This window comes from Christiangramia oceanisediminis, from assembly GCF_022570735.2.
GTDB lineage: Bacteria > Bacteroidota > Bacteroidia > Flavobacteriales > Flavobacteriaceae > Christiangramia > Christiangramia oceanisediminis.
Genome location: NZ_JANCNS010000003.1, coordinates 652,559 through 677,792 on the forward strand (window position 1 = coordinate 652,559; position 25,234 = coordinate 677,792).

General features: G+C 41.9%; 20 protein-coding genes. 13 read left to right on the forward strand and 7 right to left on the reverse strand.

Going from position 1 to position 25,234, the window contains the following annotated elements; genetic code table 11:
• Positions 1–128 precede the first annotated feature (128 nt).
• Entirely contained in the window at positions 129–3,188 is a 3,060-nt protein-coding gene (locus tag MKO06_RS15740) for a T9SS type A sorting domain-containing protein (RefSeq protein WP_241552217.1), read from the forward strand.
• Positions 3,185–3,895, forward strand: coding sequence for a fibronectin type III domain-containing protein (locus MKO06_RS15745; RefSeq protein ID WP_241552218.1), 711 nt, complete (start codon positions 3,185–3,187; stop codon positions 3,893–3,895). Before MKO06_RS15740 ends, MKO06_RS15745 begins: the two co-directional genes overlap by 4 nt.
• Positions 3,896–3,943: 48 nt before the next feature.
• On the opposite strand, the gene MKO06_RS15750 is transcribed toward MKO06_RS15745, so the two are convergent.
• From MKO06_RS15750 to MKO06_RS15760, 3 genes are all read right to left on the reverse strand, one after another.
• On the reverse strand, positions 3,944–4,201 hold the full coding sequence (locus tag MKO06_RS15750) for a hypothetical protein (RefSeq protein ID WP_241552219.1): 258 nt from the start codon (positions 4,199–4,201) through the stop codon (positions 3,944–3,946).
• A gap of 133 nt (positions 4,202–4,334) precedes the next feature.
• Positions 4,335–4,685, reverse strand: coding sequence for a methyltransferase family protein (locus MKO06_RS15755; protein ID WP_241552220.1), 351 nt, complete (start codon positions 4,683–4,685; stop codon positions 4,335–4,337).
• A 120-nt stretch (positions 4,686–4,805) separates the two neighbouring features.
• A complete protein-coding gene (locus MKO06_RS15760; RefSeq protein WP_241552221.1) occupies positions 4,806–5,684 on the reverse strand; it encodes a DUF808 domain-containing protein in 879 nt (292 codons plus the stop codon).
• Positions 5,685–5,956: 272 nt separating this feature from the next.
• On the opposite strand from MKO06_RS15760, the gene MKO06_RS15765 reads away from it, so the two are divergent.
• Positions 5,957–6,547 (forward strand): hypothetical protein, encoded by a 591-nt coding sequence (locus MKO06_RS15765; RefSeq protein WP_241552222.1) that lies wholly within the window; start codon positions 5,957–5,959, stop codon positions 6,545–6,547.
• 172 nt (positions 6,548–6,719) lie between these two features.
• Positions 6,720–8,153 (forward strand): exonuclease domain-containing protein, encoded by a 1,434-nt coding sequence (locus tag MKO06_RS15770; RefSeq protein WP_241552223.1) that lies wholly within the window; start codon positions 6,720–6,722, stop codon positions 8,151–8,153.
• Between the two features lie 38 nt (positions 8,154–8,191).
• On the opposite strand, the gene MKO06_RS15775 is transcribed toward MKO06_RS15770, so the two are convergent.
• Entirely contained in the window at positions 8,192–9,313 is a 1,122-nt protein-coding gene (locus MKO06_RS15775; protein ID WP_256946194.1) for a formylglycine-generating enzyme family protein, read from the reverse strand.
• A gap of 276 nt (positions 9,314–9,589) precedes the next feature.
• Here MKO06_RS15775 and MKO06_RS15780 point away from each other — a divergent pair, with 276 nt between their 5' ends.
• The 4 genes from MKO06_RS15780 (at position 9,590) to MKO06_RS15795 (ending at position 18,414) form a co-directional block, all read left to right on the forward strand.
• The gene (locus MKO06_RS15780; protein ID WP_241552224.1) at positions 9,590–12,457 is read left to right on the forward strand and encodes a M16 family metallopeptidase; all 2,868 of its coding nucleotides are present in this window, start codon (positions 9,590–9,592) and stop codon (positions 12,455–12,457) included.
• A gap of 259 nt (positions 12,458–12,716) precedes the next feature.
• Positions 12,717–14,054, forward strand: coding sequence for a TolC family protein (locus MKO06_RS15785; protein WP_256946196.1), 1,338 nt, complete (start codon positions 12,717–12,719; stop codon positions 14,052–14,054).
• 10 nt (positions 14,055–14,064) lie between these two features.
• On the forward strand, positions 14,065–15,267 hold the full coding sequence (locus tag MKO06_RS15790) for an efflux RND transporter periplasmic adaptor subunit (RefSeq protein WP_241552226.1): 1,203 nt from the start codon (positions 14,065–14,067) through the stop codon (positions 15,265–15,267).
• Positions 15,268–15,270: 3 nt separating this feature from the next.
• Entirely contained in the window at positions 15,271–18,414 is a 3,144-nt protein-coding gene (locus MKO06_RS15795; protein ID WP_241552227.1) for an efflux RND transporter permease subunit, read from the forward strand.
• A gap of 194 nt (positions 18,415–18,608) precedes the next feature.
• Here the strand turns inward: MKO06_RS15795 and MKO06_RS15800 are convergent, their stop codons facing one another.
• The 3 genes from MKO06_RS15800 to MKO06_RS15810 all read right to left on the reverse strand — a co-directional run bounded on the left by MKO06_RS15800 (position 18,609) and on the right by MKO06_RS15810 (position 21,172).
• Complete coding sequence (locus tag MKO06_RS15800) at positions 18,609–19,295, reverse strand: PorT family protein (protein WP_241552228.1); 687 nt, start codon at positions 19,293–19,295, stop codon at positions 18,609–18,611.
• Between the two features lie 163 nt (positions 19,296–19,458).
• Positions 19,459–20,691: a S8 family serine peptidase gene (locus MKO06_RS15805; RefSeq protein WP_241552229.1), complete on the reverse strand. Its 1,233-nt coding sequence runs from the start codon at positions 20,689–20,691 to the stop codon at positions 19,459–19,461.
• Positions 20,692–20,857: 166 nt separating this feature from the next.
• Entirely contained in the window at positions 20,858–21,172 is a 315-nt protein-coding gene (locus MKO06_RS15810) for a rhodanese-like domain-containing protein (RefSeq protein WP_241552230.1), read from the reverse strand.
• 139 nt (positions 21,173–21,311) lie between these two features.
• Here MKO06_RS15810 and MKO06_RS15815 point away from each other — a divergent pair, with 139 nt between their 5' ends.
• The 5 genes from MKO06_RS15815 (at position 21,312) to MKO06_RS15835 (ending at position 25,232) form a co-directional block, all read left to right on the forward strand.
• Positions 21,312–21,761 carry a MarR family winged helix-turn-helix transcriptional regulator gene (locus MKO06_RS15815; RefSeq protein WP_241552231.1) on the forward strand — a complete coding sequence of 150 codons (450 nt, stop codon included), beginning with the start codon at positions 21,312–21,314 and terminating at the stop codon, positions 21,759–21,761.
• Positions 21,745–22,398 carry an NAD(P)H-dependent oxidoreductase gene (locus tag MKO06_RS15820; protein ID WP_241552232.1) on the forward strand — a complete coding sequence of 218 codons (654 nt, stop codon included), beginning with the start codon at positions 21,745–21,747 and terminating at the stop codon, positions 22,396–22,398. Before MKO06_RS15815 ends, MKO06_RS15820 begins: the two co-directional genes overlap by 17 nt.
• 22 nt (positions 22,399–22,420) lie before the next feature.
• Positions 22,421–22,990, forward strand: coding sequence for a YceI family protein (locus tag MKO06_RS15825; protein WP_241552233.1), 570 nt, complete (start codon positions 22,421–22,423; stop codon positions 22,988–22,990).
• Between the two features lie 221 nt (positions 22,991–23,211).
• Positions 23,212–24,606 carry an anthranilate synthase component I family protein gene (locus MKO06_RS15830; protein ID WP_241552234.1) on the forward strand — a complete coding sequence of 465 codons (1,395 nt, stop codon included), beginning with the start codon at positions 23,212–23,214 and terminating at the stop codon, positions 24,604–24,606.
• Positions 24,607–24,614: 8 nt separating this feature from the next.
• Positions 24,615–25,232, forward strand: coding sequence for an anthranilate synthase component II (locus MKO06_RS15835; protein ID WP_241552235.1), 618 nt, complete (start codon positions 24,615–24,617; stop codon positions 25,230–25,232).
• Positions 25,233–25,234 lie beyond the last annotated feature (2 nt).

Below are 25,234 nucleotides of genomic sequence, written 5' to 3' on the forward strand. Positions count from 1 at the left end.
TCCTGATGACATTGAACACCGGAATTACATAATTCGGTATAACATCCAAAAAACCTTACTGCCGCTGTCTTCCAAATGATTTTAAGATTTTTTTAATATATTGGATGCCTTTACCAGCCAATAACTTTATGAAATCAAATCCATTCAGGATTTTCCTATGCCTGATCTTTTTTCCATTAGTATGCTCAGCACAGGAAATTCCGGAAGCCTTAGTTCCCGATCATAGGGTCACCTACGGAAATAATAATCACACCAGCAGGGATGCCATTTTCTTTTCTGAAATGGATAGCAGGGGTAATTTGATCGTAGCAGGGTATACCGAACAGGATTTCACCTTTAGCGACGTTAAAATTTTCAGTTATGACCAAAATCTAAACGTAAATTGGAGTGACCAGCTATCCTGGGATGGAATAAGCTATGATTATCCCATGGATCTTTTGATCGATGAGAAGGACCATATCTGGATTATTTCGAAGAACTATATGGGCGGCTCCGCGGCTATTTATAGCGTAATTCGTTATAGCCCTACCGGGCAAAAATTATGGGAATACCAATCGCCTACGCCCTTGGAGACGTCCACCCTGAACATGAAACAATATTATTATTTCTTTGATTCGGAAGGTTTTCTCAACCTTTCCTATCAAAAGGCCCAGCAAATGGACGCTAAAAGAACTCTTTTCAGGATCTCTCCTTCGGGTGTTGCTACAGCTGAATATGAGGTTGAGGGCCCTCTGAACATGTTAACCGATTATAATGACTCCTATCTGGGCTTAAGTCTGCGATATGACACCATAACTTATGATGAACCCCTATATTCACTAAGGTTTAACGAGCGGGAAACCAGGGAAAAACTCCTGGATCTTGAAGAAGATCAGGTAGATAAAGTAAAGAATAGTCTATTTGAAAGAAACAGTATTTCCTTTGCAGACAGCGATGGTAATTATATCTACGTGGGAGGTGGCGATTTTTTTAACCATACCGGATCCCGGCATCCTGGAATCTTCCTGCTATCTGTTGATCAATCAAATGAAATTAAATTCTTTAAAGACGATGATCAGGAAAACGACAAATATTTATTAGACGCAAGGGTTAGCCCTCAGAATGAAATTTTGGTTTTGGCCAATACTCAGCCTACAGGGAACCAGGGTGAACCCATACTAAGCCTGGAAAAATATTCTACAGGTGGCGACCTACTTTCAACTCGAACAGCTACCGGCATTACGGGGAATATGGGGAAACTTTATGAAAATAGAATTCTGGTTAGAACCCTGTCTGGTCAGCTCCAGATTTACGATGCCGAGCTGAACCTGCTGCAGGAAACCACCGAAACGACCACAGAAACCTATTTTCATCCGCAGGACATCCATTCAATAAATCAAAGTATTTACCTGGTAGGGACTACCATTGCCGCGAAGTATGAAGGTTCAGATTATAATTCTGAAGAAAACTTTTACATCAGGAAATTCGGAACCGGAGGCCTGGAAGCTGAATTCCACTATAACGGCGAGGGTACTTCAAAATTTTACAATTATCACATGGTGAAGGAAGACTCAGGAGATATCCTGGTGAGTTGCCGGGAGTTCTATGGGCCCAACAATTTAAATCTGGGAGGTTCCAAAGCTCCTTATGACAAAAAGGTGATCCGTTTTAATTCGAACCTCGAGTATAAAGACGAAGAAATAGTAGACGAAAATTTCCACCTTTGGAAAGATCCCGGATTAAAATTCACTGCCAGCAATGGGGATGAATATAGATACGAAATTGACGACGAAAGAGAATCGGTGACCTGCTACCTCAACGGCAACCAGGCATGGATAAGGCAACTTGATTTCGATAATGATAATTTTATGGAGGTTGGTTATAATAATAGGATCGATAAAGAAGGTAACCTTATTTTAAGCTCTTCCTTGTACCGAAATTTCAACGGAATGATCCATAAGCTAACTCCAGATAATGAATACAGCCGGGTAATCACAGGAGGGTCGCTCATGAACCAGGTAATCCTTAGCAATAACTGGATATTTAGCATTTATGAGGATTATTCCATTAGGATCTATTCCCCTGAGCTTGAATTAATAAATGAGGTTCAATATGACCAAAACTTTTTCTATAGTGAAAATTACCCATACCTGGTTGAAAAGAATAATAAAGTCCTGCTGAATGTAACCCACGAAGAACTGGTGATGGTTTTTGATCAGTTCGGTAACTATGAAGATCAATTCAGGATCCAGGGACTTCTTCATCCCAGTGTTTCCTTCTTCGATGAAAATGATGCTCTAAACGTTTATCACCTGGTAGGAAAGGGAATTTATACCGAACATGGTCACAACTGGTCTCGCCTTGCGATTAGCAGATATGATCATATCGTAGAAGATTACATTGGGTATGCAAATGGCGACGGCGACCAGGACGGAGTCCCAGATTCCCTTGACAGGTGTCCTGATACCGAGCCCGGAGCAGAGGTTGATGCGAATGGCTGTAAGTTACTGGAGTTACCAGCAGATAATTTTACATTTTCCACAAAGGATGAAACCTGCCCCGGCAGGAACAACGGCCAGTTCGTGATAAACGTAAAGGAAGAACATGATTACGTGGTTAATTTGAATGGCGAAGAACATTATTTCCCACTTGGAATTTCTTTCGAGGCCTTATCGCCAGGAACCTATATGGCCTGTGTCCAGGTAGTAGGTCAACCTCACACCATGCGATGTGTGGAATTTGAAATAAAAGCCGGTGAATCTTTAAAAGCCGTTGAAAGCATCGAGGATAACAAGATGAACATCTCAATAAAGAAAGGTACGGGTCCTTACGAAGTTACAGTGAATGGCCAGCAGGCTGGGGTTTTCCACGTAGAAAACTTTAAGATCCCTGTGAAGGATGGAGATCTGGTGGAAGTAAAATCGGCTAACGAGTGTGAAGGCAATTTGAATTTGATGGCGGTCATCAACTCCGTTAGGCTCCATTCCAACCCGGTCACTGATATAGCAAGGGTCCTGATTCCCTCTACAATTAAGAGACCTGTTCCCGTTAAAATTTTCAATGCCTCCGGCCAACTGATGGCTTCAGAAAACCTAAGCCCAGGTAATAAAAACGAATTGATGGTCAATACAGGGGCACTGGTTCCTGGTATTTATTATCTACAGATCCATTTAGAAAATCAACATAGTCTAAAACTGATCAAAAAATGAAATTCTCAAGATTAGCATATATTATAATTGGTCTCTTGATGATCGCCTGTTCTGGTGATGAGGCAGTAGAAACAGATAAGGAAGAGGATATTAAGAACCCTGTAAACAAGGCGCCTTCCAAACCGGTTTTAGTATCCCCGCAACAGGATCTAGCCTGTGCTTATTCTACGCTTAATTTTGAATGGCAGCAATCTCAAGATCCTGAAGACGACGCGATCAGGTATGTCCTGGAAGTTGCAGAAGACCAGGATTTCCAGCGAATTTATGAAAGAGTGGAAACAATCGATACCTTTAAAGACCTTGAACTGGAGAAAGGCATGGTTTATTTCTGGCGGGTAAGGGCTAAGGATGACCAGGGAAGTCTTAGTGATCATTCCGAAACACGATCTTTCTACACCGAGCCTCGCCTATCCTATAATACGATTCCGGAGATCCCTTACGCTGAAAGCCCATCCAATAACTCATCTATTGAAGGAACTGGCGTATTATTAAAGTGGACCGCTGCAGATCAGGATGGAGATTCTCTCTCTTTTGACGTCTATTTAAGCAATACCTATCCTCCATCCCTGTATAAGGCAGATGTCCCAGAGCCTGAACTTCTGGTGGAGGTGCAGGATAATGAAAATTACTTCTGGAGAATAGCTGCCAAAGACAATAAGGGAGCCAAGGCTTTTGGCCCCGTTTGGAGTTTTGATACTAACTATTGAAAGATTGCAACAGTAGGCCTGCTTATCATTGATAATACAGCAAATTGATCAGGAATCTTCTTCGTTCTCTTCTGGTAAATTGAGCATTTCTTCATTCAGGCTTTCGGTTATATACCACCTGCGATAATCACCATCTTTTGTACCCACATGTACATATTTACCTAAGGAAGTTTTCATGGGGATCATGCCCTTTTTATTCGCCGGGTGTTTATAGGTTTCCTCGCCAAGGATATCGAATTCTACTTCGGTTTCCTCGATGATTTCCCTGTTCTGGCTTAGCCTTGTAAGATGCACCTTTCGTTTCATGTTCCAACGTCTTTTCTTTTTCCCGCTTTCGGTTTGTAGAGCATGGCAACTTAAATAAAGTCTGGAAAAAAAACATGGATTTTAAGGAATCATTGGGAATTGATTAAGCCTATATTTATAATTATAGATTCTATCAATTTATCTTCGGAAAAAACCTTCCAGTCCCTGACCTGTAGGCAGGATATTCCTCGAATTTTTCTTCTAACCTTTTCTCTTCATATTCGGTTTTGATATAGAAAAGGGCATATAAACTTATACAGATTAGCACCCGAAAGCCCGAAACAGAATAAATCGAATAAGCAGATAGTCCAAGGAGAATTCCTCCATAAATAGGGTGTCTCACGTATTTGAATAAACCGGTTTTTACAAATCTTGCTCCCTGTCGTGGAGTGGGAAATGGTGAAAGATTTCGGTTAAGCTGAAGCATGGCCACAAGAGTGATCACTACGCCCATAATTGCAAAAACAAGGGCTGCATCTTTCAAAAATTGAGGAAAAAACAATTTCAGGAAACTTAGGTCAACCAAATACAGTACAAACAATAAAAATTGAATGCCTACAAAAATATAGTCTTTCTTCCTTAGCCTCATAGACTAAAGATAAGCTTACTTTTTAAAAACCGACTTCCAGGCTTTTTTAAGCAGGTTCACGATTGGAAGAACAATAAAGCCCACGACGAGTCCAACAAGAAATTCACCAAGTATGGATGGGAAATTATGGACCAGGTCATGGATAAAGTGAATATTATGCACAAAAATTCCACCTGAAACCAGCATCAAAGCTATAGTCCCAATCACACTAAGACCTTTTATCACCCAGGGAAGTGCGTTGATCAGGAATCTTCCAACTTTATCTGAAAAGCTGTTGGTACGTTCGTTAAGGTTAATAAGCCTGGCGCCAAATTCGTCCATTCTCACGATCAGGGCCACAATTCCATAAACCCCTACGGTAGCAACCAGGGCAATAAGGCTCACCACGGGGATTTGTATGCTCAACGGCTGATCGCTCACCGCTCCCAGGGCGATGATAATAATTTCTACGGAAAGGATAAAATCGGTGATAATGGCCGATTTGATCTTTTCCTTTTCCCTGGCCAAAGCCTCTTCCTTGGTTATTTTTTCAAGTTTTGGTTTTTCTGAAGGATGTTTATGCGGAAAGAGGTACTCATGTATCTTTTCTGCACCTTCATAAGCCAGGTACAAACCTCCCAGTATTAGGATAACGGTAACGGCAAAGGGAACGAACGCACTAAGGAGAAAAGCGACAGGAAGGATGATAACCTTATTTAAAAAGGATCCCTTGGTGATGGCCCACAGAACAGGGATCTCGCGGGAAGAAACAAAACCGGAAGCCTTTTCGGCATTTACCGCCAGGTCATCTCCAAGGAGACCCGCTGTCTTTTTACCGGCAACTTTCCCCATGGTCGCAACATCGTCCATAAGAGCAGCAATATCATCTAAAAGGGCAAAAAATCCTGAAGCCATAAATATGATTTATAAAATCGAGGTAAGTTCCATCTTTTTTGCCAGAATTTGAAAAATAAATTGAAATCTCAATTTTAAAAACAAAATCCCAGCCTAAAAACCTGATAGTAAAAATCCTTTAATCTATCAATATGGTTTACTCGCCGATGATTTAAAATCTCTTTGAAAGCAAAGCCTTACACAAAGCCTATTTAACTGAATATTAACTATTTAAGTAAAACCGAAACCTCCAGGTAACCCGTAAGTATTTATATAAACTAAAATCATAAATTATGAAATCTTTAAAATTATTTTTTACCGGAATCCTCTCAATTGCATTGTTTTCAATTGTAGGATGTTCAAAAGAAGAAATGGGAAACGAGGAGATCAATACGGCAAATGCACATATTGCCCCTCAGGATCTCCCCAATAATGGAGCGAAAGCCAAAACCTATACCGTCAATTTTGGGGAATTGAACGGATCAGGTGTTTCCGGAATGGCTGAACTGGTGCTGGACGGTGCTAACCTTACCGTGCGCATCTCGGCCTCCGGACTTGAACCTGGTGCTCACGCCCAACATATTCATGGATTCGTAGAAGACAAAAGAAATTCCAAATGTCCCCCAGAAAGTGCAGATACCGATGGAAACGGATTGATTAGCGTTGCTGAAGGAGCTCCCTTTTATGGCGGTATACTTTTATCACTTACCCCATTTCCTGAAGCCGATGAAAATGGAGACCTTGAATATGAAATGACCTTTGAAGATGTGACGAAAGATTTAACTCCCCTTCAAAATAAAGCTATCGTATTGCATGGAATGGACGGAATGCCATTTCTACCGGTAGCCTGTGGCCAAATAAAAGCTGCTCAGGGAGCTAACTAGGATTTTCCACATAGTATTTAAAAGCATCCTTCGGGATGCTTTTTTCGTTTTTCTGAATATTACGGGAAACCACGTAAGCATAGCTTTTGAAAAACGACTCAGCAAAGCACGCCTTTTAATGGATTTTATCCGTATGTTTGGATTTTTTCCATATAAAGACTAATTTTCCCCCATGAAAGATGTCAAATTTGCGATCACGGATATTGAGACCACAGGTGGCGGTATAAAAGGAAACAAGATTACCGAAATTTGTATTATGGTGATCCAGAACGGGGAAGTGATCGATGAATACACTTCACTGGTCAACCCAAGCCAGGAAATTCCGCTTTATATTGAAAGTCTTACAGGCATCAATGATACGATGGTCGCCAATGCTCCTGCGTTTAGTGAGATCGCTTCAGAAATCGAAGCCATCACCCAGGACTGTATTTTTGTAGCCCACAATGTAAATTTCGATTATAATATCATTAAAGCCGAATTCGAGGAAATTGGACTCAGTTTTAAACGAAAAAGGCTATGTACGGTAAGGCTCACCAAAAAACTGATCCCAGGTCTTTTTTCCTATAGCCTGGGAAATATTTGCACCTCTATCAATATTCCTCACCTGGACCGTCACCGCGCTAAAGGTGATACGGAAGCAACGGTAGAACTTTTTAAGCGCTGCCTGTCTCTTGATCCCGAATTCGAGGTGATCGCGGAACTTCTGAACCAACGAACCGCAGCTTCGTACCTGCCTCCAAATTTTAAAAAATCAGATTTCGAAAAATTGCCAAATTCCACGGGTGTTTATTTTTTTAGAGATAAGGAAGGTATTCCTCTTTATATTGGAAAGGCCAAGAACATAAAAAGCAGGATCAAATCACACTTCCAGGAGAAATCGAACCGTAAATATAAATTGATGCAGGCCACCTATAGCATCGATTATGAACTTACCGGCAGCGAGATCCTGGCTCTATTGAGAGAGTCTGAACTTATCCTGAAGCATTATCCTAAGTTCAACAAGGCACAAAAGAAAATCTCCAGGCCGTATACCCTTACCTCCTATCATAACCAAAAAGGCATAGAACAGTTCGCACTACACAAAAATAAGATCGCTCCGGTTAGCTGGATGCGTTTTTATACCCGCGACGAGGCGATTAACTTCCTCGAACTGCTCTGTAAAAAATTTGATCTATGTCCCAAATATTGTGGCCTGCAGGCAGGGGTTAAGCATTGTGATCATTATAAAATTACCAGCTGCAGCGGAGCCTGTAAAAATGAGATCGAGCCGGAAGAATATAATGAAAGGGTCGCAAAAGCAGTCGATTATGTTTCGCAATTTGATGCATCCTGCCTACTGGTTGAAAAGGGCCGACATCAAAAAGAAAAGTCTTTCATCTACCTTAACAAGGGAAAATATTCGGGGTATGGATTTATTGATCAATCACAGGAATTCAATGAGGCCGAAGATTTTCGCAATTACCTGGTACCACAAAAAAATTCCAGTTATACTGAACGTATCCTGAGTTCGTATCTCAATACGAAGAAGGACCTGGTAAGAATCCCGATTGATGGCAGCCAGGCCGAAGATCAGCACTCCAATTTAGACAACTGGATGATCGCATAAAAAAGCCCGGCTTAATCTACCGGGCTCTTATGGATGAATTATTTCTTCACTCGCTTTACGGTTCTAAATCCAACATGGTCTGACCCGGAATCCAGGGTCATTCCCATTCTAGCCGAAACCCGGTAACTCGCGCAATAGGATTTATTACATAAAAATGAACCACCCTTGATCACTTTCTCCTTTTCATAGGGGTTCTCGGGATTGAAAAATCGTGGTGAACCCTGGGGATTTACCTGTAAACCGGCCGGCGCGATATTCTGATAATAGGCCACATCAAAATTATCTTTAGTGAATTCCCATACATTCCCGGCCATATCATAGATGCCCAAACTGTTAGGCGGAAAGGATTTTACTGGAGCCGCATATTTATAACCATCTTCTGGAATATTTTTAACCGGGAACTCTCCCTGCCAGGTATTGGCATTCTCAACCAGCGGGGTTTCTTCATCACCCCATGTGTAAATGCCTCCGTGCATTTTTCCATGAGCCGCTGCTTCCCATTCTGCCTCGGTTGGAATATCCCTACCCTTCCAGTTGGCATAGGCCTGTACATCTTCGGTGGAAACATGTACTACCGGGTAGTCATCCATACCTTTAATACTGCTGCCGGGACCCTGTGGCTGTTTCCAGTTTGCTCCTGTTTTCCATTCCCACCATTGCGAGATGTCATAAAGATTATTAACGCTTTCCAGTTCCTTTCTAAAAATCAGCGAACCCGGCTGCAACAAGCTATCGTGAGGTTTTGGTGTCCCGGGCGGTAATTGCTTTTTTATTTGTTCCCAGTCGATAGGTCGCTCAGCAACGGTCACGTAACCGGTGGCTTCTGCAAATTCGCGGAATTGGGCATTAGTCACTTCGGTCTTATCTATAAAAAAACCATCAACCGCAACAGCATGCGCAGGTTTTTCCCTTGGATGTGCGTAGGGATCATCATCTCTGGCTCCCATGGTAAATTCAACACCGGAGACCCAAACCATGCCTTCGGGAGTATCAATATCTGAAGGTTTTTCCCGAATCAGTTCAACTTCAACCTCGTTTTCAGAATCCGGTTCAGGCTTTTTTTCTTCAGCCTGGCTAAGTTCCTGTGACTTTTTCGCCTCATTTTTACAGGAAACCGAAAGTACCAGAATAGCCAGTATCCATATTATATTCTTCATCATGCTATTACTTCAAAATTATATTTGCTTATAAATTTAAATCTTTTCTAAGTTTCTCATAGAAAATCCTTTTAATAATTGGAGAAAGAAAAAAAACCACAATGAACTGTATGTCAATATATTATAAATCCAATTAAATAGCCTACTGCTTTTATGAATTTCAATCTAAATAATGAATCATGATTAAATCAAATTTTTTTGTAACACTAATTCAATATTTTAGTCAAATCATTCGCAATCAATTAAGTATTTTAGCAAACATTAATTAAAAATCATTTTATGACTAACATCAGTTTTAAACCGATAGCCATCATGCTATCGTTCATGCTGATCTCCTTTGTTTCCTGCAATGAAAAAGAGGAAAATAAAGATTCAGCAGAAGAAGGTCTATCGATCGAATATGAAAAATATGAACTCGATAACGGCCTTAACGTTGTACTACACCAGGATAAATCAGACCCGATCGTATCTGTAGCCATACAGTATGGCGTAGGTTCTAACAGGGAAAAACAGGGACGTACCGGTTTTGCTCACTTATTCGAGCATATGCTTTTCCAGGAATCGGAAAATGTTCCGCAAGACCAGTTCTTTAAAAAGATACAGGATGTAGGTGGAACGCTGAATGGAGGAACCTGGCAGGATGGAACCATCTACTACGAGGTAGTTCCTAAAAACGCACTGGAAATGGTCATGTGGCTGGAGTCTGACCGAATGGGATACCTGATCAATACCGTAACCAAATCGGCCTTTGCTAACCAGCAGGAAGTCGTTCAGAATGAAAAGCGCCAAAGGGTAGACAATAACCCTTACGGGCATACCAGCTGGGTAATAGACAAGAATCTTTTTCCTGAAGGTCATCCATATAGCTGGCAGGTAATAGGGGAACTGGAAGATCTTCAGAATGCCACTGTTGAAGACGTAAAGGAGTTCTACGATAAATTCTATGGTCCTAACAATGCAACTCTGGTAATCGCAGGTGATTTCAACGAGGAGGAAACCAAAAAAATGGTAGAAAAATACTTCGGTGAGATCAAAAAACGTCAGGAGGTTGAGCCGCTTGAAGTTCAGAATGTAAGCCTTGAAGAGTCCAAGCGCCTTTACCACGAAGATAATTTTGCTACCGCGCCTCAGCTTAACATGGTATGGCCAGCAGTAGAACAATATAACAAGGATGCCTATGCCCTTAACTTTCTTGGGGAAATCCTTTCAGACGGAAAGGAAGCTCCATTGTACAAGGTTCTTGTTGAAGAAAAAGAGCTCACTTCTCAACCTTACGCTTTTAACAGTGCCAACCAGATCGCTGGTAAATTCAGAATTCTTGTTACCGCGAATTCAGGTGTAGACCTGGATAGCGTTGAGGCCGGAATACAGGAAGCCTTCCAACTTTTCGAAAAAGAAGGAGTAACTGAACGCGATATCGAGCGTATCAAGGCTGGTCTAGAGACCGATTTTTATAATGGGATAAGCAGCGTACTAGGAAAATCCTTCCAGTTAGCTCAATATGATGTTTTCGCCGGAGATCCCGGTTTCATTTCCAAAGATATCGAGAATATCAAGGCTGTGACCAAAGAAGACGTAATGAGAGTCTATAACGAATACATCAAGGATAAGCCATTTGTGCTTACCAGCTTCGTACCTAAAGGTGAAATGGATCTTATTGCTGAAAATTCGGAAAAAGCCCAGGTCGTGGAAGAGGAGATCACTGAAAATGTTGAAACAGAGGTCGCAGAATCCAACGAGGAGATCAAAAAGACGCCTTCAAGTTTTGACCGTTCTGTTCAGCCCGAAATAGGAGATTCTCCAGAATTGAACATTCCGGAATCCTGGAGCGTAAACCTGGACAACGGACTTGAAGTTTACGGTATCGAGCAAAATGAATTGCCATTGGTTAACTTCAGCCTTGTGCTGGAAGGTGGTCACCTGCTGGATAATCTTGATAAGAACGGGGTAGCCAATTTGATGTCTGACATCCTTATGGAAGGAACCGCCAACAAAACACCGGCTGAACTGGAAGAGGCCATCGACCTTCTGGGAGCCAGCATCAATATGTATACTACCGATGAATCTATCGTAATTAGAGGAAATACCCTGAAGCGAAATTTCGATGCAACGATGGATCTTGTTAGAGAGATCATACTTGAGCCTCGTTGGGATGAAAAGGAACTGGAAAGGATCAAAACAAGCACCATCAATAGTATCAAGCGTTATGAAGCAGATCCAAACAGGATAGCAAGTAATGTGTACGATAAGGTACTTTACGGAGAAGATCATCCTTTCGCGCATCCAACTTTAGGCACCGAGGAGTCTGTAAAGTCTATCACTATGCAGGATCTTAAGGACTATTACAATAATTATTTTTCACCTTCAGTAAGTCGTTTTCATGTAGTGGGAGATTTAAACAAGGAGGAAGCTCTTGCTGCGATTTCAGAAATGGAAAGCAACTGGGAAGCTAAAGAAGTGAAAATGCCTGAATTTGAAGTTAAAAATGACAGGGATAAGGCTTCTTTATATTTCGTTGATATTCCAAATGCGAAGCAATCGGTGATCAATATAGGCTATGTTGCCCTTCCAAGAACCAGCGAGGATTTCTATCCGGCTGAAGTTATGAACTATAAGTTAGGTGGTTCATTTTCTGGAAATGTAAACCTGATCCTGAGAGAAGAAAAAGGATACACTTACGGAGCCCGTTCAGGATTTTCCGGGTCCAAAATACCTGGAACCTTTACAGCTTCTTCAAGTGTAAGGACCAACACAACCGGGGAGTCGGTAGAGATATTCAGAGACCAGATCTCGAAATACAAAGAAGGTATATCTCAGGAAGATCTTGAATTCACCAAGAACGCGTTGATCAAATCTAACGCCCGTCGTTTTGAAACCCAGGGATCCTTACTGGGGATGCTTCAGGAGATGAGCGCGTATGACCTGGATCCAAAATACATCGAGAAAGAAGAAGATGTGATTCGCTCGATGACCCTTGAACAACATAAGGAATTAGCCAACAAATTACTTGATGAGTCTAAAATGGCATATTTGGTCGTTGGTGATGCTGCTACACAATTCCAGCAGTTCAAAGACATGGGATTTGATGAAGTAATCCTTTTAAATAAACAGGGAGAAGAAGTTAAGTTTTCGAAAGTTAAGCCTTAAGCATTCTTTTCACATAACTATAAACCCTGCCAGATGGCAGGGTTTTTTTTGTTTGTGATAGTGATCTATTTCACCATCGATCTCATTTATAAGCTCCGGAGGTGTCCTTCCCAAATAAATTGTAACTTTAAAAAACGTACAATTATGTGTTTAAAAACTTAAGAATATTTCACTCAGGTCTAACATTTTAGATAAAGCCGGCTGGCTTTCAAATAATATATCCTACGCTAAGCGGATATGTATTTTCATACTTGTTTTTATGGTTGGCTGCGCTCCAAAACTGGAAGATGTGGAAGCACCAATCGAGAATCCACAGCAATTCTCAAATTCAGGAAATAGGGATTTACCCGATACCTGGTGGACGAGCTTTGATGACCCAGCCTTGCACAGCATAATTGAACGAAGCCTTGAAAATAACCTGAGCCTGGCCGCGAATCAGCAGGGATTTCTTGCGGCTATGGCCGTAGTCAAGCGTGAAAAATCCTTTTTGATCCCAGATATTTCAGCTGAAGCAAGATCGGGAATCAGCCGGCCGGAACCTGATTTCGCTGGTGGTGAGAACACCCAAATTGGTCTTTCAGCCTCTTACGAAGTGGATCTATGGGGAAGGATAAGAGCGGGTATTGAAGCCGAAGAATACCGGGCGCAGGCCAGTTATTATGATTATCAGGCGGCTGCTATTAGTATTTCGGCAGAAACTGCATTGACCTATTACCGGTTAGTTGCAGCCAGGCAACAACTGCAACTCGCCGAAAACCAGATCCAGACCAATGAAGAGATCACAAGGCTTATCAGGGCAAGATTTACCGGGGGGCAAATTCGTGCGGTGGATATTCTCAGGCAGGAGCAGTTGCTTCAGAACACCCGGGAACAAAAGGTGATCTATGAAACCGATATCGAGATTTTAAAAAATCAGTTAGCCCTTTTACTGGCCAAACCCGCTCAAAACGAACTGATGGTAAAGACCGATAGTTTTCCGAGACTTCCTGAATTACCCCAGACAGGCCTTCCGCTGGAACTGGTGAGAAGACGTCCCGATGTAAAACAGGCATACAACCTGGTTCTCGCAGCCGATCGTGATATGGCCGTAGCCATCAGAAATAAATATCCCCGGCTATCCCTTAATCTCCAGGGACAGGCCAGGTCTAACAATTTCAATAATATCTTTAACGACTGGGCCTATACACTTTCGGGAAATCTTTTCGCACCGCTTATTACCGGGGGAAGATTGAAAGCTGAAGTAAGCAGGACCGAGGCCGTCAAGGAACAGGTGCTGTTGCAGTATGGTCAAACGGTACTTACTTCCTTTAGAGAAGTTGAAGACGCACTGATTAGAGAAGAAAAACAAAAAGAACGCATCCAGATTCTGGAAGACCGATTAGAATTATCGCAAAAGACCATCCGGCAGTTAAGAACAGAATTTTTAAACGGGCTTAGTGAATATCTTGATGTTCTCCTGGCATTAGGAGAACAACAGCAATTACAGAGAGATCTCATCACCGCCAGGCAAAACCTAATAGAAATAAGAATATCTCTGTACCGTGCACTGGCAGGTGGATTAGAATTGGAAGAAGTAGAAGAACCCCAGTTTAACTAAAGAACTTTATATGTCTACTAAAAAGATACTGATCATTTGTGGAGGAATTTTACTGGCAGCAGCGGCCGTGACCATCCTGGTCTTTATGACCGAACCTACCGCTCAACAGGAAGGCGCCAGTAAACAAATGGCCATGCTTGTTCAGGTCACTGCTATTGAAAAAGGCGATTTCACCCCGGTTATTCAGGCTACCGGCACGGTACAGCCCGTGGAAGACGTGATGTTGAGCCCCCTGGTAAGTGGCCAGGTGATTAAACGATCAGATCGCTTTGTACCCGGTGGATTTGTTGAAGAAGGAACTTTGCTATTACAAATAGATCCTTCCGATTTCAGAAATCAATTAGACCTTAGAAAAAGTGAACTCCTGCAGGCAGAAACCGATCTCGAGATGGAAATGGGAAGGCAGGAAGTTGCCCAACAGGATCTGCAGCTGGTTGGTGGCGATTCACTTTCTAATCGCCAGCGATCACTTGTACTTAGAGAACCTCAGCTAAATGCTGTTAAGGCAAGGATTCAGGCTGCAAAAGCTGCCGTAGAACAGGCCGAGATCAACCTGTCAAGAACGAGCATCAGGGCACCGTTTGACGCCCACATCCTTTCCCAGAATGTTACTTTGGGCTCACAGGTGACGCCCGGAGATAACCTTGGCAGGCTGGTAGGCACCGATTATTACTGGGTCAATCTCGCCATCCCGGTGAATAAGCTTGCCTGGCTTGATTTCCCGGACTCGGAAGAAGAAAAAGGGTCTGAAGTGATCCTGAACAATAATTCTGCATGGCCAAAAGGCAGTTCCAGGACTGGTTTCCTGGATAAACAGGTTGGAGCACTTGACAGCCAAACCCGTCTTGCACAGGTTCTTATAAAAGTACCCGACCCGCTGGGAAGAGAAGCTGAAGATGATATACCTCGCCTGATGATCGGTACTTTTGTGGAGGCAAACATACAGGCAAAAGAAATTAAGGATGTGATAAGGCTGGACAGAGACCTTGTTAGGACGAATGAAACGGTTTGGGTCATGCAGGATGGCAAGCTTTCGATACGGCAGGTGGAAATAGCATTGACCGATTCAGAATATGCCTATATAAGAGAAGGGCTGGATGCGAACGACAAGGTTGTACTCACCAATCTAAGCACGGTAACCGAAGGGATCAGGCTTCGAACAGAAGCCATGGATTCGCTGGAAGGAGAGAAAAAGGGGATCAGTAAAAATTAGGGAATGGGGAAGTCAGAAAAAAAACAACCGAGAAAGGAAGGTGCGATAGGTTATATGGCAAGAAATTCGGTTGCCGCGAATCTACTGATGATCATATTGCTTGGTGCAGGTATTTACACCATGTTCACCATTCAAAAAGAAGTATTTCCACAATTCCAGCTCGATTATGTGAATGTGAACGTGGTCTATCCAGGCGCTGCTCCCGCTGAAGTTGAACAGGGCATCCTTCTTCCGGTGGAGGAAGCGATTAGGGGTGTTCAGGGGATCAAGGAAATCGTTTCCACGGCTAACGAAGGCTCTGGAGAGATCGTTATTGAGCTCATTGCGGGGACAGACAGGATGAAAGCATTCCAGGATATTGACCAGGCCGTTCGCCGCATACGTACTTTCCCAGATGATATCGAAGAGCCACAGGTCAATCTTCAGAACAGGCAACAGGATGTGATGCAGATCGCTCTTTATGGAAATGTGGATATCTGGACCCTTCGGAAACTGGTGGAACGCCTACGCACCCGCCTTTTAAGCAATCCCGAGATCACCCAGGTTGAAATAGGAAATGTCCCCGATTTTGTGACCCATGTGGAAATATCCCGTAACGATCTCAGAAAATACAATCTCACCCTGGGTAGTGTCGCTAACCTTATCGCCAATTCGAGTGAAGATGTTCCAGCGGGTGCTGTCGAGACCCAGTCTGGAGAAATCCTTCTGCGTATGCAGGAGCGTAAACAGTGGGCCGAGGAATTTGGAAATATAACGATAGTTTCATCTTCATCAGGAGCTAAGGTCACCCTGGCCGATATTGCCGCGATAACCGACGGCTTTGAAGAGACCGGGTACCATGGCAAATTTAATCAAACCCCTTCAGTAGATATCGAAATATTTCGCGTTGGAAACCAGTCTCCCCTGGAAATCGCGGAGGTAGTCCAGAAGATCATGGATGAGTTCCAGTTACCGCCGGGAGTGAATTACAGGATAGACAGTAACAGGGCCGAAGATTACCGCGAACGCCTTTCCCTGCTAACGGAGAACGGCATACTGGCCATTGTTATAGTTCTTTTTATACTGACGTTATTCCTGGAATACAGGCTGGCATTCTGGGTAATGATGGGTATGGCTATCTCATTCATTGGAGGAATAATATTCCTGCCCATGATTGGTGTAAGCATCAATATGATCTCCATGTTCGGTTTTTTGGTGGTACTGGGGATCGTGGTTGATGATGCGATCGTGGTAGGAGAAAATATCTTTGAATACAGGCAACAGGGTAACAGTTATATGAAAGCTGCCATAAAAGGTACTAAGGATGTAGCCAAGCCGGTTAGCTTCAGTATTATTACAACCATCATCGCGTTCGTTCCATTGCTATTCATGCCCGGGGAAACAGGAAAATTCTGGTGGCCCTTACCGGTTGTCGTGATTGTGATCCTCGCTGTCTCTCTGCTGGAAGCGCTTTTTATCCTCCCTTCTCACCTCGCGAGCCTTTCAGAAAAAAAGAAAAAGAAGAACTGGGTAGCCAAACTGGAAAGCTGGCAGGGGAAATTTGCAAAAAAATTCAATTTTATCATCGACAGGTATTATCGCCCCTTCCTTGATAAATGCCTTAAACACCGGTATATCACCTTAAGTGCTGCCGTAGGTTTATTGCTTATGGTTGGTGGTTACGGCTTCAGCGATCATATGGGGATGATCATGATGCCGGAGGTGGCTGCAGATGAGATTGAAGCCGGTGTGCGTCTCCCTGTTGGCACCACTACCCTTCAGGCTGCCAAAGTTGCTGAAGATATTACGCAATCTACCCGTGAAATGTTCGATAAGCATAATCTTTACGAGGTTGCAGAGGGAATTAAAACCAATGTTCGAGGGCAGAATTTCATCGATGTTGAGATCGTAATGCTCCCTCCGGATCAAAGAGATATGAGCGCCAAGGAACTCATCGCTCTCTGGAGGGATAATATCGGGGAGATCGAGGGAGTAGACCAGATAACCTTTGAGGCCGAAAGAGGTCCCGGTGGTTACCAGCAGGACATTAGCGTGGATCTTAGCCATTCAGATATCAACGTGCTGGAAAAGGCCAGCCAAAGCTTTCTTAATACTATGGAAAGTTTTGAGAATACAAGGGATGTAAGCGATAATTATAACAAAGGTAAGTTACAGTATGATTTTAAACTGCTTCAGGAAGGCCGAAACCTGGGACTTACTTCAACCCAGGTTGGACAACAGGTTAGAGATGCTTTCTTTGGCGCCCTGGCCATGCGGCAATTAAGGGGAGATAATGAAATTGAGGTTCGTGTGAAATTACCGCTGGAAGAACGAAGGGATATTCAGAATCTGGAAGATTTTATCATTCGAACTCCTGAAGGCATGGAAGTTCCCTTAATGGATGTGGTAGAAGTCGAACAGCGAGAAGCGTTTACCAGCATTAACAGGCGTGATGGAAGACGAGTTGTAAATGTGGGAATGGACGTGGAACCCTCAAATGCCGTTAACCAGGTACTGGAATCTATTGAAACCGAAGTGCTACCTAAACTCAGGAGCGATTACCCGGGAGTCACCTGGACCTTTGAGGGTAGCCAGGCAGACATGCGGGAATCTACTTCTGTGCTCTGGAGCGGTTTTTCCATGGCGATGCTGATCATTTATGCCTTGCTGGCCATCGCGTTTAACAGCTACACTCAACCGCTTATTATCATGTTCGCCATCCCGTTTGGGATTGTGGGTGCAGTAATAGGACATATAATCTTAGGATATGACCTATCTATTGTAAGTCTAATGGGTGTAATTGCACTATCTGGAGTGGTAGTGAATGACTCATTGATCATGATCGACTATGCGAATAAAAAACGCAAAAAGGATACAGTCACGGTATATGACGCCATACATGAAGCAGGACTCAGGCGTTTCCGACCAATTTTGCTTACAACTATGACCACTTTTGGAGGGCTAACACCTATCATCCTGGAAACTTCCAGCCAGGCCTATTACTTAATTCCTATGGCAATCTCTCTTGGTTTCGGGATCGTTTTTGCAACCTCAATCATACTGATCATAGTTCCCTGCCTGTATTTAATTCTCGAAGACATCCAGGAATTTGTAAAGCGAAAAAAGGAAAAGGTCAAGAACACCGAAATTCTGGAACCAGGCGAATAATATTGTAAAATGTGGGGGTATTCCCTCTATAGGAATTGTAAAAAAATAACTATAACTTTATGAATTCAAAGTTTTGGTTTTAGAGTAAGCGCATAGCTAGGAAATAAATGTTTCATCTTATTCTTAAAACTAACCAACAAAAAAAGGGATGGTTTAATAGACCATCCCTTTTTAATTTATATAAATTCTTCTTTTTAGAAGTAGCAACCACCTTTTCTCCTTCCGGGATTTGCGGCAGTATCGAATATTTTAAAGCTAAGGCTGATTAAAAACTGGTTTAAACGGGTATCGTCAAAAGTAGCCCTGTTAATCCCGTAATCGCTGTTAACGATATCCAGTTCGAGTGATTCTTCTGAGGCTAGAGTTCTGTCATATCGGAAATCTATTTCAAACCTCCCGAAACTGGCTTTGATCCCAGCCTGAGCTGCAAGAGGGGTGTTTTGTGCTACGATCACCTGGTTAGGCGGTTCGGTTCCCTCAAGGGAAGAATCAAGAATGTTCTGATAAGCTGGCCCGGCATAGATATCTATCGGCCCCCAGATATTATATCCTATTAAAAGGGGGACACTTATTTTATCCACTTCATAGAGCGATGGTGCGGTAGGAAATCCAAATTCAGTTTTCATCGCACTGTAAATAAACTCAGGTCTTAATAAAAATTTACCAAACCTGGCTTCAAAAAAGGCTCCCCCATGAAAACCGAATTCAGGATCGGCCTCAACGGTTCCATCGAAGTAAAGACCGTTTGAGCTATTTCCGGTTATCTGACCTCCCATTACATAGTTGGCTCCTCCTTTAATTCCAAAACTAAATTCCTGTGCATTAGAATTAATAGAAAAACATAATAATCCCAGTACAAGTAGATAAAAAGCTTTATTCATGATCATAGTATAAATAGCGGCAATTCGGGTTTAAATATATCAATTTAAAAAACCAATCAAAGTTTTCGGCATATGTTTTTAACGTAAAAAAATCAATTTGAGTATCTCAAAGTAAAAAAGCACCTAAACAGGTGCTTTTAAAGATCTATTAAAATTGAGAATATTAGTGAACGATAATAGGATCGGCATTTCCATCTGGATCACCGTTAACGGTTCCATCTGTACCAGCGTTTCCTAGTAGCAGAACTCCTGCTGCATGAGGTGCCGCCATTGAAGTACCACTAATGGTATTATAATTCCCATCTTTCCAGGTTGACTTAACCGATACTCCAGGAGCAGCGTAATCTACCGGCGGATTTCCATAGTTAGAGAAAGATGCCCAGTTATCATTGCTGTCCATTGCAGAAATGGTGTATACATTAGTTCCGTTTGCACGGGCCGGAGAATGATTATTTGCGTCATCGCTTTCATTCCCAGCTGCCAGAACAAATTTAATACCGTTAGAAGCAGCTGCAACCACAGCATCATCAAGAGCCTGAGAAACAGGACCTCCAAGAGACATATTGGCCACATCTCCATTTGCTCCATTAGCACCTACAAAGTCCACACCGGCTATCACACCAGAATAAGAACCACTACCACGGCTGTCAAGAACCTTTACAGGAACCACGGTTGCTCCTGCTGCTACACCAATAACACCTACTGTATTGTTAACAGCTGCAATCGTACCCGCAACATGAGTACCGTGACCATTTCCATCATCAAGAGATTTTCCATCTCTTCCAGAAGTAAATGCATTAAAACCTCTTGAGGCATCTACATTCAAATCAGGATGATCCAGGTCTACACCAGAATCCAGGATATAAGCAACATTAGAACCGGTATAGCTTACGCCACCGTTTACACGTGTGATTCCATAAGGAGTTTCCTGGCCGGAAGGATCTGGATCCTCTCCTCCACCGTCTCCATCACATGGAGCTCCATTTGGAGTTCCACAAGGTGGAGCGAAAATTACAAGCCTGTCTTCTTCAACATAGGCAACCTTATCACTATTTCTAAGGTTCTCTACATCTGCAGGATTCAATTTAAGCGTAACCCCATTAATTGTTTTACTATAAGCATGAAGGATCTCGCCTTTAATTCCGGCATCCATCATTAATTTATTGGCCACAGCTTTCACCCTGTCCTGGGATTTTTGGTAAGATTCAAAAGCTTTTACTTCATCATTATTCTTAAAAACAACAATATACTGTCCTGGAATAATATCAGAATCGGAAGGAACGACCATTTGAGATTCCTCCTCTATTGCATTGGGATTTTGATCCTGGTTACAGGAAAAAAAGAGAGCAGCAGACATAACAGCTGTGCTCAATAATTTGAGTGATTTTAACTTCATTTGTTTAAGTTTTAGGTTAAAAAAAGGTTAATAGATCGGTTAAATGTACGTTTTGTAAGATATAATGCAAATTTATTTTTCATAAAATTGAACATTCCATAAAAAAAAGCCACATCTTATAGATGTGGCTTTCAGTTATTTGATATAATAAATTTGAATCTCCAGCCTATGGAGTGGTGGTTTCCCCCTCCCATTCAGAAAAACCTCCTAAAAGATTATAGGTCTCATTAAACCCCATTTGATCCAGTAAAGTGCAGGCCTGGGAGCTACGCTTTCCAGATCTACAGTATATATAATAATTCTTCGATTTATCGAGTTTTTCTACTTCATTAATAAAACCCTGTCCCTTATATATATCTATTATCTTGGCATTAGGGATATATCCTTCCTCTACCTCTTCATCTGTACGTACGTCCAGAATCACGGCATTCTTATCCTTTTTTAATTTTTCCTGCCATTCTTCCTGAGTTAAATCTTTCATAGTATCATAAGTTTAATTGGATTTGTAAATATAAATGTATGAGCTTTTCAGAGACCCGTCACCTCAAATTTTAACATATTATTAAACCGGAAATTGAAATTTGAACCTATATTTGTACATACAAATGTTGTTTATACAAATGAATATTGAAGAATTGCTTAAGACCAATAATATGCCAGAGATCAAAAAGCTGGTATTGAACATAATTGTTACCGCAAATTATCTGAACGAAAGGCTGGCAGATATTCTAAAGCCCTATGATATAAGCAGTCAACAGTTCAATGTTTTAAGAATTCTGCGTGGTCAAAAAGGAAAGCCAGCCAACCTCTCCACTATTCAGGAAAGAATGGTTTCCAAAATGAGCAATACCACAAGACTTGTAGATAAACTGGTAGACAAAAAACTTTGCGAAAGAATTATTTGCCCATCAAATCGTAGAAAAGTTGAAATAAGGATCACCCAGGACGGTTTAGATCTCTTAAAAGAACTTGATCCCCTGGTACAGAACCATGAACAGGATATCGCCAAAAAAATAAATGAAAAAGAAATAATATCACTAAACACTAAATTAAATGAACTTAGAAGTTAAAGAGAAAAACACCTACATTGAAGATCTTAACTGGAGATACGCCACCAAGAAATTCGACCCAAATAAGGAACTAAGCCAGGAAGACCTTAATGCATTACTTGAAAGTATTCAGTTGAGCGCCTCTTCTTATGGTTTACAGCCTTATGAAGTGGTTGTAGTTAAAGATCTCAAGACAAGAGAAAAATTGAAAGCTGCTGCCTGGAATCAAACTCAAATAACAGATGCTTCTTATCTAATCGTATTTGCAAATTTAAGATCGGTTGATGAGGCTTATGTAGATACCTACCTGGATAATATTGCCGAAACAAGGAATATTGATCGGGAAGATCTTAAGGGAATGGAAGACATGATCAAAAGCACTACGCTACAATTGTCTCCCGAAGTACAGAACAACTGGGCAGCTAAACAGGCTTATATCGCGCTTGGAAACTTACTCTCTGCAGCAGCAACCATGAAGATAGACACCTGCCCAATGGAAGGTTTCGATGCTGAAAAATTCGACGAGATTCTTGGATTGAAAGAAAAGAATCTAACTACGGCAGTGATTGCCCCTGTTGGCTACAGAAGTGAAGCCGATCAAAATCAGCATTTGACCAAAGTAAGAAAAGCAAAATCAGATTTAATTGAAATAATTTAATAACTAAATAAAAATGAAAACCATGAAAAACAGATTTTTAAAAGGCGGAATAGCCATCGTAATGGTGTTGACCACTTTAGCGTTTACCAACACCAAAAAAGAAGTAGATGTTGACGCGAGCACCATTAAATGGAAAGGTGAAAAAGTAACCGGATCTCATTACGGGAACATCCAACTGGAAAGCGGACATATCATGATGGAAGATGATAAGATCGTTGGAGGTGAATTCGTAATGGATATGAGCAGCATCGAGGTGACAGATCTTTCAGGAGAGAATAAAGCTAAATTGGAAGGCCACCTTAAATCTGATGATTTCTTCGGAGTAGAGAATCATCCAACTGCGAAGCTGGTAATTACCAGTGCAGCTTCTAAAGGAAACGGTGTGTATGGAATCGTAGGAGATCTAACGATTAAGAATGAAACCCACCCAATTACCTTCGACCTTAAAATGAATGGAAATAAAGCGACAACCGAAGTAACTATCGATCGTTCAAAATATAACGTTAGATACGGTTCAGGAAGTTTCTTTGACAACCTTGGAGACAAGACCATCTATGACAACTTCGAATTAGAAGTCGATCTAAAATTCTAAATATTAAAATCCCGGAACAAGCTTCCGGGATTTTTTATTAGAAAAAGGTTTGTTTAGAAAAAATTCGTTTCTATATTTGAAGCCATGTTTACAATGAAAGCACATAACTGGTGGTGGAATAACTTACGTCGAAATTCGTGAGCTAAACTGCCATTCAATTATTTAATATATAAGGCTTGTCTCACGACAAGCCTTTTTTTATTCAAAAAATCCAGGGTTTTATGTTCAAATTAAAAACCAGCTATAAAAAGATCCTCGCCGATACGATCACACCGGTGAGCATTTATCTAAAACTAAGGGATAAATATCCTAACAGCCTGCTGTTGGAAAGTAGTGATTACCATGCGAGTGATAATAGTTTCTCCTACATCTGCTGTAATCCTATCGCCTCTTTCAAGCTGGAGAAAGAAGAGATCATCCAAAGCTTTCCTGATGGAAGCATCCAAAAGGAAAATGTGACGAAGGCCACCTCGATCCCAGCAGCCATCCAGGAATTTTCAAAAAAGTTCCAGGCAGATTCCTCAGATTTCAAATTCATCAATAATGGCCTTTTTGGATATATAGCTTACGATTCGGTACGCTATTTTGAGGATGTAGACCTAAAATCAAAAGGTGATGATCTAAGTATCCCTGATATCTATTACGCGGTTTACCAGAATATCATTGCGATCAATCACTTCAAGAACGAAGCCTACATCTTTGATCATAGTTATGAGTCGGAAGACCGTTTAGAGGAGATCGAACAACTCTTAAGGGTGAAAAATTTCGCGACCTACAATTTTAATAGGTCTGATAACCCAATTTCCAATCTTACCGATGAGGAATATATGGAAGTTGTTCGCACGGCCAAAGAACATTGCCATCGAGGTGACGTTTTTCAAATAGTTCTTTCAAGAAGGTTTTCTCAAAAGTTCAAGGGAGACGAATTTAATGTCTACAGGGCGCTCCGAAATGTGAACCCTTCCCCTTACCTGTTCTATTTTGATTATGGGAATTTCAAGATCTTTGGAAGTTCTCCTGAAGCTCAACTGGTAGTGAATAAGGGACGAGCCGAGATACACCCCATCGCCGGCACCTTTAAACGAACCGGGAACGATGAAAAAGATGCTGAAATCGCGAAGGAACTAGCTGCCGATCAGAAGGAAAATTCAGAACATGTGATGCTGGTTGACCTGGCCCGAAATGACCTTAGCCGTAATGGAAGTGACGTGAAAGTTGAAACCTACAGGGAAATACAGTTCTTTTCCCATGTGATCCACCTGGTGAGCAAAGTAACTGGAAAGATCGACGAGCAGGTTCCCACCCCGCAGATCGTGGCCGACACTTTCCCGGCGGGAACCCTTAGCGGGGCTCCAAAACCCATGGCCCTGAAACTGATCGAAAAACTGGAGAACGTGAACCGAAGCGCCTATGGAGGTGCCATTGGATTTATGGATTTCGAAGGCAATTTCAACCATGCCATCATCATCAGGTCTTTTGTAAGCAAAAACCATGAATTGCATTACCAGGCGGGAGCCGGCGTGGTTTCGGAATCTAAACCTGAAAATGAATTACAGGAAGTCTATAACAAATTGGGGGCTTTGACCAAAGCTCTGGAAATCGCTGAAGAAATTTAATGAGAGCTATGAAAAAGATACTGGTAATAGATAATTACGACTCCTTCGTTTATAACCTGGTCCATTATTTAGAAGAACTGGACTGTGAGGTAGTGGTAAAACGAAATGATCAGCTTCAAATAGAAGAAGTAGAAAATTATGATAAAATTCTTTTATCACCGGGTCCGGGTATACCCGATGAGGCCGGCTTACTAAAGCCGATAATCGAAAAATATGCAGAAACCAAAAGCATCCTGGGTGTGTGCCTGGGAATGCAGGCTATTGGTGAAGTATTTGGCGGTCGCTTACTGAACCTTGCCGAAGTATACCATGGGGTGGCAACCAAAGTGGTTCAGTTCGTGGATGACGAATACCTTTTCGCGGGGCTGGAAAAAGAATTCGAAGTTGGAAGATATCATTCCTGGGTAGTGGAGAAAGAATTGCCAACCAACTTGCAGGCTACGAGTTACGACGAAAAAGGAGAGATCATGTCTCTAAGACATTCAGAATTTGATGTTCGCGGAGTTCAGTTTCATCCGGAATCGGTTCTTACTCCAGACGGTAAAAAAATGATCAGGAATTGGGTACAGTACGAATCTAAAGACCAGGCAGAAACATCAAAAGCCCAAACCCAGCCTCAAAACTAACA